Origin of the sequence: Kaistia adipata DSM 17808, assembly GCF_000423225.1 — a bacterium.
Taxonomy (GTDB): domain Bacteria; phylum Pseudomonadota; class Alphaproteobacteria; order Rhizobiales; family Kaistiaceae; genus Kaistia; species Kaistia adipata.
Map to the genome: position 1 here is coordinate 83,124 of NZ_AUHO01000006.1, position 13,781 is coordinate 96,904.

Genomic DNA, 13,781 nt, shown 5'->3' on the forward strand with positions numbered 1-13,781 from the left:
GGTGGAACGATCTGAAACAAACGCAGCCGGGCGCCTTTGCCCGGCTGTTCGTTAGCACAACATGAAACGAGGCCGACGATGACCATTTCCGCTTCGATGGTGAAGGACCTGCGCGAGAAGACCGGCGCGGGCATGATGGACTGCAAGGCCGCGCTGCAGGAGAACAACGGCGACATCGAAGCCGCGATCGACTGGCTGCGCACCAAGGGCCTGGCCAAGGCCGCCAAGAAGGCCGGTCGCGTCGCCGCCGAGGGTCTGGTCGGCGTCGCGTCGTCGGGCAACAAGGCGGTTGCGGTCGAAGTCAACTCCGAGACCGATTTCGTCGCCCGCAACGTCGATTTCCAGCAGCTGGTCCAGAAGGTCGCCGAGGCGGCTCTGGGCACCGATGGCTCGGTCGCGGCTGTCGCCGGCGCCGCCTTCGACGGCTCGGACAAGAACGTCGAGCAGGCCATCACCACCGCCGTCGCAACGATCGGCGAGCACATGAACCTGCGTCGCGCGGCTGCGGTCAGCGTCGACGACGGCATCGTCGCCAGCTACGTCCACTCGGCCGTCGCGCCGGGCCTCGGCAAGATCGGCGTGCTCGTCGGCCTCGAGTCGGCCGGTGACAAGGACAAGCTGCTCGCGCTCGGCCGCCAGGTCGCGATGCACATCGCCGCGACCAACCCGCTGTCGGTTCGCCCCGAGGAGCTCGATGCCGACGTCGTCGCGCGCGAGCGCGCCGTCTACGCCGAGCAGGCGCGCGAGTCCGGCAAGCCGGAAGCGATCATCGAGAAGATGGTCGAGGGCCGCGTCCGCAAGTTCTACGAGGAAGTCGTGCTTCTCTCGCAGGCCTTCGTGATCAACCCCGACCTGACCGTCGAGAAGGCCCTCAAGGCGGCCGAGTCGGATGTCGGCGCGCCGATCGAGCTGAAGACCTTCGTCACCTTCCGCCTCGGCGAGGGCGTCGAGAAGGAAGAGTCCGATTTCGCGGCCGAGGTTGCCGCCGCGGCTGGCACGAAATAACCGGGGAACACGGGTTCCTCCGTGAAAAACGAGGGGGCGCCGGATGACAATCCGGCGCCCTTCGTGTATCCGGAGGCGCATTTCATAAAAAGAAGAGGAAGCTGGTATGGCGGAATCGGTCCGTTTTCGACGTGTGCTCCTCAAGGTTTCCGGCGAAGCGCTTCTGGGTGATCAGCCTTTCGGCATCGATGAGAAGGTCATCGACCGGATCGCGGGCGAAGTCGGGCAGGCCGTCGAGCTGGGCGTCGAAGTCGGCCTCGTCGTCGGCGGTGGCAACATCTTCCGCGGCATGACGATCGCCAAGGCCGGCGGCAACCGCGTCGCGGGCGACCATATGGGCATGCTGGCGACCGTCATGAACGCGATCGGCATGCATGAGGCGCTGGAGCGCCGGGGCGTCTCGTCGCGCGTCTTCTCCGCCGTGCCGATGCCGACCATCTGCGAGACCTTCAGCCAGCAGCGCGCCGAGCGGGCGCTGAAGCGCTCCAAGGTCGTGCTGTTCGCCGGCGGCACCGGCAACCCGTTCTTCACGACGGATTCGGGCGCGGCGCTGCGCGCAGCCGAGATGGGCTGCGAGGCGCTGTTCAAGGGCACCAATGTCGACGGCATCTATTCAGCCGACCCGCGCCGCGATCCGAACGCCGTCCGCTTCGAGAAGATCTCGCACAGCGAGGTGCTGGCGCGCGGCCTCCAGGTCATGGACACGGCCGCCGTCGCTCTGGCTCGTGACAACGGCATTCCGCTCGTCGTATTTTCGATCCAGGAACCGAACGCCTTCGTCGACATCCTGCGCGGCAAGGGCCGCGCGACCATCGTCGCCGACTGATTTCGCTGCCGCAGTATCGTCGGCGCGCCAAGATATGAGGATGCCATGAACTTCGACGACCTGAAACGCCGCATGGATGGCGCTGTCTCGGTCCTGAAGACCGAGCTCGCCGGACTGCGGACCGGCCGCGCCTCGTCCAGCATGCTGGACCCGATCGTCGTCAACGCCTACGGCTCGAACATGCCGATCACGCAGCTGGCGACGATCAGCGTTCCCGAGCCGCGCCTGATCATGGTGCAGGTCTGGGACCGCGCCACGGCGAGCGCCGTCGAGAAGGCGATCCGGGAATCGAGCCTCGGCCTGAACCCGGTGGTCGAGGGCCAGGTGTTCCGCATTCCGATCCCGGAGCTGAACGCCGAGCGCCGCCAGGAATTCGTCAAGGTCGCGCACAAGTATGCCGAGGCCGCGCGCGTCTCCGTCCGTCACGTCCGTCGCGACGGCATCGACGGCCTGAAGAAGAGCGAGAAGGACGGCATGAGCGAGGACGAGAGCCGCCGTCTCTCCGAGAAGGTCCAGAAGCTCACCGACGACACCATTGCCGAGATCGACGCGATCCTTGCGGCGAAGGAAGCGGAGATCGTCCAGATCTGATCGGGCAGGACACGCCATGAACTCGAATGCCGACGATTCGGGCGCCGAGATTCTGGCGAATCCCACGGAGCTCGCCGTGGCGCCGCCGAATGTGCCGCGCCACGTCGCCATCATCATGGATGGCAACGGACGCTGGGCCCTGGGGCGCGGCCTGTCCCGCACCGAGGGGCATCGCCGTGGCATGGAGGCCGTCCGCACGGCGGTCGAAACGTCGCGCGAGCTCGGCGTCTCCTACCTGACCCTGTTCAGCTTCTCGTCGGAAAACTGGTCGCGGCCGCCGCTCGAGGTGCAGTTCCTGTTCGGCCTGCTGCGTCTGTTCATCCAGCGCGACCTGGCCGAGCTGCATCGCAATGGCGTGCGCGTCACCGTGATCGGCGATCGCGTTCGGCTGACGTCGGATATCCGGTCGTTGCTCGACAAGGCCGAGACGCTGACGCGCGACAACAAGGGGCTGCGGCTCGTCATCGCCTTCAACTATGGCGCCCGCGACGAGATCACCCGCGCCGTGCGCCGGATCGGCGAGGATGTCGCCGCCGGCCGCCTGTCGCCGGACGCGATCGACGAGGCCGCGATCCAGTCCCGTCTCGATACGGCCGGCATGCCCGATCCCGACCTGATCATCCGCACCAGCGGCGAGATGCGGCTGTCGAACTTCCTGCTCTGGCAGGCGGCCTATGCGGAGCTGGTGTTCGTGCCGGCGTTCTGGCCCGATTTCGATCGTGCGGCCTATCTCCAGGCCGTCGAGGAATATGCGCGCCGCGTGCGGCGCTTTGGCGGAGTTGCCGCCCGGAGGAGCGGTTGATTTCCGATCATCACGCGGGTCCGCCCGCCAAGGGCGGGCCGGCGGGGCGAAGCGAGCTTCGGCTGCGTGTGCTGTCGGCGGCGGTTCTTATTCCCGTCGCGCTGTTCATTGCCTGGTGGGGCGGGCTTCCCGCCTTCCTTCTCGCCGCCCTGGTGTCGGCGATCGTGTTTGCCGAATGGGCTAGCGTGACCGGCCATTCCGCGAAGCTCCTGCCGACCACGCCCGACGTTTCCATCGGCACCGCCTTCGTGGCGCTCGCCACGCTGGTCGCTGGCACGCAGGGGCTCGGAACGGGGCTCGCCGTGCTTGTCGCCGGCATGGTCGGCGTCGCGCTGCTGTCGCGCTCGGCCTGGCTCGCCGCTGGCGTCCTCTATGCGGGCCTGCTCGGCATCGCGCTGGCCGCGCTCCGGGCGGATGCGGATTTCGGCCTGGCCTCGGTCACGGTGTTGCTGGTGCTGGTCTGGGCCACCGACAGCTTCGCCTATTTCGCCGGCCGCTCCATCGGCGGTCCCAAGCTCTGGCCGCGCGTGTCGCCCAAGAAGACCTGGTCCGGCTCGCTCGGCGGCCTTGCCGGCGGCGTGATCCTCGCCGCGCTGACGGCGGCCGCCTTCGGCCTTCGCGTCGGCCCGCTGTTGATCTTCTGCCTGGCCTTCCTGTCGATCGCGTCGCAGGCGGGGGATCTCTTTGAATCCGCCGTCAAGCGCCATTTCGACAAGAAGGATTCGAGCGGGATCATTCCGGGCCATGGCGGCATGATGGATCGCGTCGACGGGCTGATCTTCGCGGCCGCGGCGGCTGCGCTGATCGGCTGGGCCCATCTCGGCGCGGAGCGGGTCGGGCAGGGGATGCTGGCATGGTGAGAAGCCCCGCCATCGTCGATGGGCGGCCGAGTGGCTCCAAGGCCGTTCGCACGATTTCGCTGTTCGGCGCCACGGGGTCGATCGGCCGGAGCACCGCCGACGTCATCCTGCAGCATCGCGATTCCTTCGCCGTCGAGGTGGTGACGGCGCAGAGCCGGGTCGAGGAACTCGCGGAGCTGGCGGCTCAGCTCGGCGCGCGACTGGCGGTGATCGGGGATCCTGCCGCCTACGAGAGCTTGCGCGACCGCTTGGCGGGAACCGGCATTGCCGTCGCGGCGGGGCCGGCTGCGATCGTCGAGGCGGCGTCGCGGCCGGTCGATCTCGTCATGGCGGCGATCGTCGGCGCCGCCGGCCTCGAGCCGACGCTGGCGGCGATCGACGCCGGCGCCGACATCGCGCTCGCCAACAAGGAATGCCTCGTCTGCGCCGGCGCGCTGTTCAACCGGCGCGCGGCGGCGGCCAGGGTCCGGATCCTGCCGGTCGATTCCGAGCACAATGCGATCTTCCAGTCGCTCGACGCCGCGAATGTCGCCGCCGTCGAACGGATCACCGTCACGGCGTCCGGCGGCCCGTTCCGCACCTTCTCGCTGGACGAGATGCGGCGGGTGACGCCGGCGCAGGCGCTGAAGCACCCGCGGTGGTCGATGGGGCCGAAGATCTCGATCGATTCGGCGACGATGATGAACAAGGGCCTCGAACTGATCGAGGCGCATCACCTGTTCGGCATCGAATCGGAACGGCTCGACGTGCTGGTGCATCCGCAGTCCGTGGTGCACGGCTTCGTCACCTATGCGGACGGGTCCATGGTGGCGCAGCTCGGGGCGGCGGATATGCGCATCCCGATTTCGCACTGCCTCGGATGGCCGAACCGTGTCGCCACGGCAACGCCGCGCCTGGATCTCGCCGAGCTCGGGACGCTCACCTTTGAAAAGCCGGATTTGCATCGTTTCCCAGCGTTGTCGCTGGCGCGGCAGGCCCTCGAAATCGGGGATTGGGCAACCAATATCCTGAATGCGGCCAATGAGGTGGCGGTCGAGGCGTTCCTGGCGGGCAGAATCGAGTTTCTCGATATCGCCGCGACCGTCGAGGCCGTGCTGGAGCAGGCGGGCAAGACGGTCGGCGGCACGGAGTTCAACGCGGTCGACACCGTCCTGGCGCTGGACGCCGAAGGACGGCGAATGGCCGCTGAAATGATCGAATTCCGCGGTCGACGCGCCGGGTGACGGCGTGCACGCGGAGGCGGAAGGGTACTGAGGAATGGACTTTCTGGCTCCCCTGGGACAGTTCGGCACGGGCGCGCTCGGCTACCTGATCCCCTTCCTGTTCGTGCTGACGATCGTCGTCTTCTTCCACGAGCTCGGGCACTTCCTCGTCGCCCGCTGGTGTGGGGTTCGCGTCAAGGCGTTCTCGATCGGCTTCGGGCCGGAGCTGATCGGCTTCAATGACCGCCGCGGCACGCGCTGGAAGATCTCGGCCATTCCGCTCGGTGGCTATGTGAAGTTCCTCGGCGACGAGGACGCCGCCAGCACGCCGAGCCGCGACGCGATCGCCGACATGTCGGAGGAGGACCGCAAGGACACCTTCTTCGCCAAGAATGTCTGGCAGCGCGCCGCGATCGTCGCCGCCGGCCCGATCGCCAACTTCATCCTCGCCATCGCCATCTTCGCCGGCATCTTCACGGTCTATGGCCGCGAGACGACCACGGCGCGCGTCGACCAGGTCGTCGCGGGCGGCGCCGCCGAGACGGCCGGCTTCAAGGTCGGCGACCTCGTTCTCTCCATCGATGGCTCGCCGATCGCCTCTTTCAACGACCTGCAGCGGATCGTCAGCGCCAGCGCCGACGAGAAGCTCACCATCGTCGTCGAGCGCGACGGCGGCGAGGTGACGCTCGAGGCGACGCCGCAGCGTCGCGAGATCACCGACCGCTTCGGCAACGTGCATAAGATCGGTCAGCTCGGCCTGTCGCGCAGCGCCTCGGCCGCCGACGTGAAGCGCGAGCGCTATTCGCTGCCCCAGGCGATCGTGCTCGGCGCGCAGGAGACGTGGTTCATCATCGACCGCACCTTCGACTATATCGGCGGCATCTTCACGGGCCGCGAGTCGACCGAGGAGCTCGGCGGACCGATTCGCGTCGCGCAGGTGTCGGGGCAGGTTGCAACGCTGGGTGTGGTCGCCCTGATCAATCTGGCGGCGATCCTTTCGGTCTCGATCGGCCTGCTCAATCTCTTTCCGGTGCCGATGCTCGATGGCGGCCACCTGCTCTTCTATCTGTTCGAGATCGTGCGCGGAAAGCCGCTCAGCCCGCGGGCCCAGGACATCGGATTCCGCATCGGCCTGGCCGCGGTCCTGATGCTGATGCTTTTCACAACATGGAACGATATCATCCACTTGAGTTCTTTGTGACCAAGCGTGGCCGCTTGGCAACGGACGGTTAAATTCCTTTGTGGCAGACTGGTGCTTGGCTTGCGAATGGGGCAGGCGCGTGCCACAAAGCTGCAGTCGATCGGTCCGGTTTGCGAATCCTGTTACGGGGGGTTCGGACTGGGAAGTCAGAAGAGAACAGGGCGTTTGAACCCAATGAATTCCATCAAGACTTTCACGCGGGGTGCCGCTCGTGCCGCGGTCATGACTGTGGCCGTGCCGGCGATTGCCGCGCAGATGTCCGTCATTGGGGCGACGTCGGCCCATGCCGAGGTCGTGCGTAACATCGTCGTGCAGGGCAATACCCGCGTCGATCCCGAGACCGTCCGCAACTATCTGTCGATCGAGCCCGGCCGCAACTTCGGCCCCGCCGAGATCAACGAATCGGTCAAGGCGCTCTACGCGACGGGCCTGTTCTCGGACGTGAAGATCTCGCGCCAGGGCAATTCGCTGGTCGTCAGCGTCAAGGAAAACAACGTCGTCGGCAATGTCCGTTTCGAGGGCAACAAGAAGCTCAAGAAGGACATGCTGCAGCCGCTGCTGGAGACCAAGTCTCGCGGCGTGCTGACCCAGGAGAAGCTGGACGGCGACGTCGAGCGGATCAAGGAAGCCTATCGCCGCAACGGCCGTTCCGAGGCGGGTGTTTCGGTCGTCACGACGCCGCGCGAGAGTGGCCGCATCGACGTCACCTTCAAGGTCGACGAAGGCACGCGCACCGGCATCGCCAGCATCAACTTCGTCGGCAACAAGCACTTCTCCAGCGGTCGCCTGCGCGACGTCATGACGACGAAGCGCACGAACATCACCAGCTGGCTGTCCAAGCGCGACATGTTCGACGAGGCGCGCTTCGAGGCTGACCAGGAGCTGATCCGCCGCCTCTACATGCGCAACGGCTTCGCCGATTTCCGCATCGTCTCGGCCGAGGCCAATTTCGACGAGGCGAAGAATCGCTACAACCTCGTCATCACCGTGGACGAGGGTCCGCGCTACCGCTTCGGCACGGTCAATGTCGACTCGTCGATCCCCGAGGTCGATGCCGCCAACCTGCGCGGCCTGGTCCGTACCCGCGAGGGCCGCGTGTTCAACGCGACCGCGATCGAGCGCACCACCGAGGACCTCAGCACGGCCGTCGCGCGCAAGGGCTATTCCTTCGCGCAGGTGCGTCCGCGTGGCGACCGCAATTACGAGAATCACACGATCGACGTTACCTACCTGGTCGACGAAGGTCCGCGTCTCTATGTCGAGCGCATCAACGTGCGCGGCAACACCCGCACGCGTGACTACGTCATCCGACGCGAGTTTGACCTGTCCGAGGGCGATGCGTTCAACCGCGTCATCGTCGACAAGGCCGAGCGCCGCCTGCGCAATCTCGGCTACTTCAAGACGGTCTCGGTGACGACCCAGCCGGGCAGCGCGCCCGACAAGGTCGTGATCGACGTCAATGTCGAGGACCAGTCGACCGGCTCGTTCCAGATCGGCGGCGGCTACACCACCGACCAGGGCGGCGGCTTCATCGCCCAGGTGTCGATGACCGAGAAGAACTTCCTCGGCCGTGGCCAGTACCTGAAGATCGCGGTCGGCGGCGGCGTGGATGATCGCACGGCGAACGTCTCGTTCACCGAGCCGTATTTCCTCGGCCGGCGCATGTCGCTCGGTTTCGACGCCTTCTACAACCAGGCGAAGGAATCCGACTTCCGCGCCTACAACATGGATACCTATGGCGGCACCATTCGCCTCGGCCTGCCCATCACCGACGACTTCAACGTCCAGCTGAACTACAAGCTGGTGCAGCGTGACGTGAAGTCGTATGGCGACCAGTACATCACCGGTAGTCCGAACGATCTGACGCTGCTGGAGGAGCTTTATCCGCTCGGCACGTGGGTCAACTCGTCGGTCGGCTATCAGCTGACCTACTCGACGATCGACAACCTCAACGATCCCCGCGATGGCGTGTTCTTCCGCTTCGCCCAGGACTTCGCGGGTGTCGGCGGCGACGGCCAGTTCATGCGCTCGATCGTCGATGCGCGCTACTACAAGGAACTGTGGCCGGATTCGAACATCGTCGGCTTCGTCAAGGGCGGTGCCGGCAATGTCACCGGTCTCGGCAAGGATGTCGCGGTTCTCGACAACTTCTTCCGTGGTGGCGAAACGATCCGCGGCTTCGAGTCCTACGGCTACGGCGGTCGCGTTGTCGGCAATAAGGACGACTACGCCATCGGCGGCAAGAATTACTGGAACGTCACGGCGGAGGCGCAGTTCCCGCTGCCGCTGTTCCCGGAAGAGTTCGGCCTGCGTGGCGCGGTCTTCGCCGATGCCGGTTCGCTCTGGGGCAACGACGTGGACAACGTCACGGGCTACACTATCGACGACAGCTCGATGGTCCGCTCGTCGGTCGGTGCGTCGATCATCTGGAACTCGCCGTTCGGTCTGCTCCGTGCCGATTTCGCCGAGGCGCTCACCAAGGCGGATTGGGACAAGACGCAGGTGTTCCGCTTCAGCGCTGGCACGCAGTTCTGATAGCCTCTATAGAGAGTTGCAAGGCCGCCGGGTGAGCCGGCGGCCTTTTCTGTTTGTGGACCTCACGGCATGGCTGATCCCGTCTTCTTCGCGCCGTCCGGGCCGATCTCGCTCGACGACATCGTCGCCCTGACCGGGGCGCGGATCGCCAACGGCATCGAAGGCTCCCGGATCGTCACCGGCGTCGCGCCGCTCGACCAGGCCCGCTCCTCGGATCTGACCTTCATCGACAATCCGCGCTATCTGCCGTTGCTCGCCGATACGCAGGCGGCGGCGTGTTTCTGCTCGCCCAAGCAGGTCGCGTCGGTTCCTGCCGGCGTCGCCGCGCTGGAGACGGCGAAGCCCTACGAGGCCTATGTCGCCGTTCAGGTGAAGCTCTATCCGACCTCGCTCCGACCGGCGCTCGTGCATGGCTCCGGGATCGCCGCGGGCGCGCATGTCCATGCGAGCGCGCGGCTCGAGGCCGGTGTCACCGTCGAACCGGGTGCCGTCATCGGCGCTGGCGCCGAGATCGGCAGCGGCACCGTGATCGGCCCGACGGCCGTTATCGGCGCGAACGTCCGGATCGGTCGCGATTGTTCGATCTCCGCTGGAGCAACCGTCGCCAACGCCTTGATCGGAAACAGGGTTATCCTGCACCCCGGCGTCCGCGTCGGCCAGGATGGCTTTGGCTACCTGATGAGCGGCAAGGGGCATTCCAAGGTGCCGCAGATCGGCCGCGTCGTCATTCAGGATGATGTCGAGATCGGCGCCAACACGACGATCGACCGCGGCGCCAACCGCGACACGGTGATCGGCGAGGGCACCAAGATCGATAACCAGGTGCAGGTCGGCCACAACGTCGTCATTGGCCGGCATTGCGTCATCGTCTCGATGGTCGCGCTCGCTGGCAGCGCGACGCTCGGCGATTTCGTCGTCCTCGGCGGCCAGGTCGGCGTCAACGGCCACGTCACCATCGGCTCCGGCGCCCAGGTCGCGGCGACGTCGAGCGTCAAGGACGATCTCGCGCCCGGCGGCCGCTATGGCGGCGCGCCGGCCCGCAACATCAAGGAATGGTTCCGCGAGGAGGTCGCGCTGAGGCGGCTGGCCCAGCGCGAGGCCAAGACAGGACACAAGGATACTCAGGGGGATTGAGCCCATGACCGTCACCGAAGAAACGAATGAGCTTGGCTCGGCCGACATCCAGAAGATCCTCGAGCTTCTGCCGCACCGCTATCCGTTCCTGATGGTCGACCGCATCGTCGATATCGATCGGGACGAGAGCGCGAAGGGACTGAAGAACGTCTCCTTCAATGAGCCGCATTTTCAGGGTCATTTCCCCGGCCACCCGGTGATGCCGGGCGTGCTGATCCTCGAGGGCATGGCGCAGACGGCCGGTGCGATCTGCATTCGCAACGCCGCCAAGGATGGCGCGCCGCGCGTCGTCTACCTGATGACGATCGACGGCGCCAAGTTCCGCAAGCCGGTGGTGCCGGGCGACGTGCTCGAATATCACGTGCGCAAGTCCCGCTCGCGCGGCGTCGTCTGGAAGTTCCAGTGCGAGGGCATCGTCGCGGGGGTCAAGGTCGCAGAGGCTGAGATCAGCGCCATGCTGATCGATCAGTGAACGGAGCTTCATGAGCAACATCCATCCCACAGCCGTCATCGAGGACGGCGCCCGCCTGGGCGCCGACGTCCGTGTCGGCGCCTTTTCGCTGATCGGCCGCGATGTGGTTCTCGGCGACGGCGTGGTGGTTCACAACCACGTCTCGATCGCTGCCCAGACGACGATCGGCGCGGGCACGACGATCCATCCCTTCGCCTCGATCGGTGGCAACCCGCAGTCCGTCCACTACAAGGGCGAGCCGGGTTTGGTGACGATCGGCGAGAACTGCGTCATCCGCGAGAACGTGACGATCAGCATCGGCTCGGTCGGCGATCGGCGCGAGACCAAGATCGGCGATCGCTGCTTCCTGATGACGGGCGTGCACATCGCGCATGACTGCCTGCTTGGCAATGACGTCATCATGGCGAATTGCGCGACGCTGGGCGGCCACGTCCAGATCGGCAACAACGTGTTCCTGGGCGGCCTCTGCGCGCTGCACCAGTTCGTGCGCGTCGGCGACCAGGCGATCATCGGTGGTCTCTGCCCGATCTGGCACGACGTCATCCCGTTCGGCGCGGTGCGCGAGGGCGCGGAAGGTCTCGGCGGCCTCAACATCATCGGCCTGAAGCGTCGCGGCTTCGACCGGCCGCAGATCCAGCGCCTGCGCGCCGCCTATCGCGACCTGTTCTTCGGTCCCGGCCAGCTGGCCGAGCGCATTGAGACGGTTGCGGAACGCTACAAGGACGATGCCAACGTCATGCATGTGGTGGATTTCATCCACCAGCGCGGCAAGCGCCGCCTGACGGTGCCGCGCAGCGCGGCGACCGAGCATCACGACGCGGACGCGTGAGAACGCGGCCGTGACGGAAGCGGCGGTCCCTTCGCCGAGCGCGCCGGATCCCGGGACGCTCGGCATCATCTGCGGCGGCGGGGCCTTTCCGCTCGTCGTCGCCGAGGCTGCCCTGAAGGCCGGCCGCAAGGTCTTCCTGCTTCCGATCTATGGTTTCGCGGAAGCCGCCGCTGTCGAGCGCTATCCGCATGAGTGGATCCATATCGGCGCCTTCGGCAAGCTTTCCGCCGTGCTCCGTCGCAACAATTGCCGTCAGGTGGTGTTCGTCGGCACCGTGCTCCGTCCCAGCATCGCAAAGCTTCGGGTCGACTGGGGTTCGCTCAAGCTGCTTCCGCGGGTGCTCGGCATGTTCCGGGGCGGCGACGATCATCTCCTGACCTCGGTCGGCCGAATCTTCGAGGAACATGGCTTCGAGTTGGTCGGCGCGCATGAGATCGCGCCCGATATCCTGGTCCCACGCGGTACGCTCGGCGCGCACCAGCCGAGTGCGAAGGATCTGGACGATGCGCATTTCGGGCTTGAGGTCATCCGTGCCCTTGGCAAATACGACATCGGCCAGGGCGTCGTTGTCGGTGGGCGGCATGTGCTCGCCGTCGAGGCGGCCGAGGGGACGGACCTGATGCTGGAACGGTGTCGCGTGTTGCGCGCCAACGGCCGCATCAAGCTCCGGGACAAGGCGGGCCTTCTCGTCAAGGCGCCGAAACCGGGCCAGAACCGCCGTCTCGACCTGCCGTCGATCGGCCCGCGCACCATCGAACTCGCCGCCGAGGCCGGTCTGGCCGGCGTCGCGGTCGAGGCGGGCGGCGTCATCGCCGCCAATATCGAGGACATCGTGCGCATCGCCGACGAGAAGGGCCTGTTCGTGATCGGGCTCGATCGATGAATCTGCCGGCCGCGCGTCCGCTCGACGTATTCGTCATTGCCGGCGAGGAGTCCGGCGACATTCTCGGCGCAGGGCTGATGCGGGCGCTGGATGGTCGCTGGAACGGTCCGTTGGCGTTTCGCGGCGTCGGCGGCCATCGCATGATCGGGGAGGGGCTCAGGAGCCTCTATCCGATGGACGACCTGACCGCGATGGGGTTCGCGGCCGTCATCGCAAAGCTGCCGACGATCCTGAAGCGGATGAAGCAGACGGTCGAGGCGATCGTCGCCAATCCGCCGGATGTCCTGGTCCTCGTCGATGCGCAGGACTTCAACCGCCGCGTCGCCGGCCGCGTTCGCAAGCGTCTGCCGCATCTGCCGATCGTGAAATATGTCGCGCCGACGGTCTGGGCCTGGCGACCGGGCAGGGCGCGCAAGATGTATGGCACGATCGACCACGTGCTGGCGCTGCTGCCCTTCGAACCCGAGGTGATGCGTCGCCTCGGCGGCCCGGCAACGACCTATGTCGGCCATCCGCTCTTGAGCGAGATTCCGGAGCTGCAGCCGACCGCCGACGATCTCGCCGTCCGCAACGGCGCGCGGCCGACCATTCTCGTCCTGCCCGGCAGCCGGCGCATGGAGCTCTCGCGCTTGTCCGCCTCGTTCGGCGCGGCGCTCGGGCTGCTCAAGGCCCGCGGACAGGAATTCGACCTGGTGCTCCCGACCCTGCCGCGCCTCGAGACCATGGTGCGGGAGGCGACGCGCGGCTGGCCAGTCCAGCCCGCGATCGTCACCGGAGAGGAAGCCAAGCTCGCCGCCTTCCGCCGGGCGCGGGTGGCGTTCGCCGCTTCCGGCACGGTGACGCTGGAGCTCGCGCTCGCCGGCGTGCCGCTCGTCGCCGGTTACCGGGTCTCCGATTGGGAGGCGCAGCTTGCCAAACGCTTCATCGTCGGCCGCTTCGCGACACTTCCGAACATCATTCTCGACGGGCCCTTCGTGCCGGAGCTGATCCAGCACGACTGCACGCCGGACAAGCTCGTCGACGCACTGGCGCCGCTGATCGCCGACGGTCCGGCGAGGCAGGCGCAGCTCGAGGGTTTCGCGCGGCTCGACGCGCTGATGAGCACCGGCGGCGTGCCGCCCTCCGAACGCGCCGCGGCGGCTGTGCTCGCCGTGCTGGCTGCGCGCGGATAGGGCCGACGGCTGAGCGGCCTTTCACTCGACTCTTATCTCGACGGACTCCCATCTCGCCACTCTCTCAGGAAGTGGTAAGGCGGCGCGCGAGCGGCTCAGGGAGCCGCGTCTTCCATTCTTCGACCCGCAGGTCTCGTTGCCCGTCATCCTGAGTGTCTGGCCCGAAATGCAGGGGACACTCTACTTTCACCTCTCCCTGAGGGAGAGGTCGACGGCCGAAGGCCGGCGGGTGAGGGTTTACGGCCTCACCGGATGGTTTCCTAAACCCT

13 protein-coding genes are annotated in these 13,781 nt (G+C 66.6%); all 13 read left to right on the forward strand.

The window, feature by feature from the left end; translation table 11 throughout:
* Positions 1-78 precede the first annotated feature (78 nt).
* Positions 79-1,005 carry a translation elongation factor Ts gene (tsf, locus tag G539_RS0100465; RefSeq protein ID WP_029073471.1) on the forward strand — a complete coding sequence of 309 codons (927 nt, stop codon included), beginning with the start codon at positions 79-81 and terminating at the stop codon, positions 1,003-1,005.
* A gap of 106 nt (positions 1,006-1,111) precedes the next feature.
* A complete protein-coding gene (gene pyrH, locus G539_RS0100470; RefSeq protein WP_029073472.1) occupies positions 1,112-1,831 on the forward strand; it encodes a UMP kinase in 720 nt (239 codons plus the stop codon).
* A gap of 45 nt (positions 1,832-1,876) precedes the next feature.
* Positions 1,877-2,422 (forward strand): ribosome recycling factor, encoded by a 546-nt coding sequence (gene frr / locus G539_RS0100475; RefSeq protein WP_029073473.1) that lies wholly within the window; start codon positions 1,877-1,879, stop codon positions 2,420-2,422.
* Between the two features lie 115 nt (positions 2,423-2,537).
* Complete coding sequence (locus tag G539_RS0100480; RefSeq protein WP_051231087.1) at positions 2,538-3,224, forward strand: isoprenyl transferase; 687 nt, start codon at positions 2,538-2,540, stop codon at positions 3,222-3,224.
* Entirely contained in the window at positions 3,221-4,084 is an 864-nt protein-coding gene (locus tag G539_RS0100485) for a phosphatidate cytidylyltransferase (protein WP_245576773.1), read from the forward strand. Before G539_RS0100480 ends, G539_RS0100485 begins: the two co-directional genes overlap by 4 nt.
* Positions 4,078-5,307: a 1-deoxy-D-xylulose-5-phosphate reductoisomerase gene (gene dxr, locus G539_RS0100490; RefSeq protein WP_051230939.1), complete on the forward strand. Its 1,230-nt coding sequence runs from the start codon at positions 4,078-4,080 to the stop codon at positions 5,305-5,307. The genes G539_RS0100485 and dxr overlap by 7 nt, the downstream gene beginning before the upstream one ends.
* 34 nt (positions 5,308-5,341) lie before the next feature.
* A complete protein-coding gene (gene rseP / locus G539_RS0100495) occupies positions 5,342-6,487 on the forward strand; it encodes an RIP metalloprotease RseP (protein ID WP_029073477.1) in 1,146 nt (381 codons plus the stop codon).
* Positions 6,488-6,709: 222 nt separating this feature from the next.
* Positions 6,710-9,022 (forward strand): outer membrane protein assembly factor BamA, encoded by a 2,313-nt coding sequence (gene bamA, locus G539_RS0100500; RefSeq protein WP_210162765.1) that lies wholly within the window; start codon positions 6,710-6,712, stop codon positions 9,020-9,022.
* A gap of 69 nt (positions 9,023-9,091) precedes the next feature.
* Positions 9,092-10,156 carry a UDP-3-O-(3-hydroxymyristoyl)glucosamine N-acyltransferase gene (gene lpxD / locus G539_RS0100505; RefSeq protein WP_029073479.1) on the forward strand — a complete coding sequence of 355 codons (1,065 nt, stop codon included), beginning with the start codon at positions 9,092-9,094 and terminating at the stop codon, positions 10,154-10,156.
* Positions 10,157-10,160: 4 nt separating this feature from the next.
* Complete coding sequence (gene fabZ / locus G539_RS0100510; protein ID WP_029073480.1) at positions 10,161-10,628, forward strand: 3-hydroxyacyl-ACP dehydratase FabZ; 468 nt, start codon at positions 10,161-10,163, stop codon at positions 10,626-10,628.
* Between the two features lie 10 nt (positions 10,629-10,638).
* On the forward strand, positions 10,639-11,457 hold the full coding sequence (gene lpxA / locus G539_RS0100515; RefSeq protein ID WP_029073481.1) for an acyl-ACP--UDP-N-acetylglucosamine O-acyltransferase: 819 nt from the start codon (positions 10,639-10,641) through the stop codon (positions 11,455-11,457).
* 10 nt (positions 11,458-11,467) lie between these two features.
* Positions 11,468-12,340 (forward strand): LpxI family protein, encoded by an 873-nt coding sequence (locus G539_RS0100520; RefSeq protein WP_029073482.1) that lies wholly within the window; start codon positions 11,468-11,470, stop codon positions 12,338-12,340.
* Positions 12,337-13,512, forward strand: a complete 1,176-nt coding sequence (gene lpxB / locus G539_RS0100525; RefSeq protein ID WP_029073483.1) for a lipid-A-disaccharide synthase — start codon at positions 12,337-12,339, stop codon at positions 13,510-13,512. Before G539_RS0100520 ends, lpxB begins: the two co-directional genes overlap by 4 nt.
* The last annotated feature ends 269 nt before the right edge of the window (positions 13,513-13,781 follow it).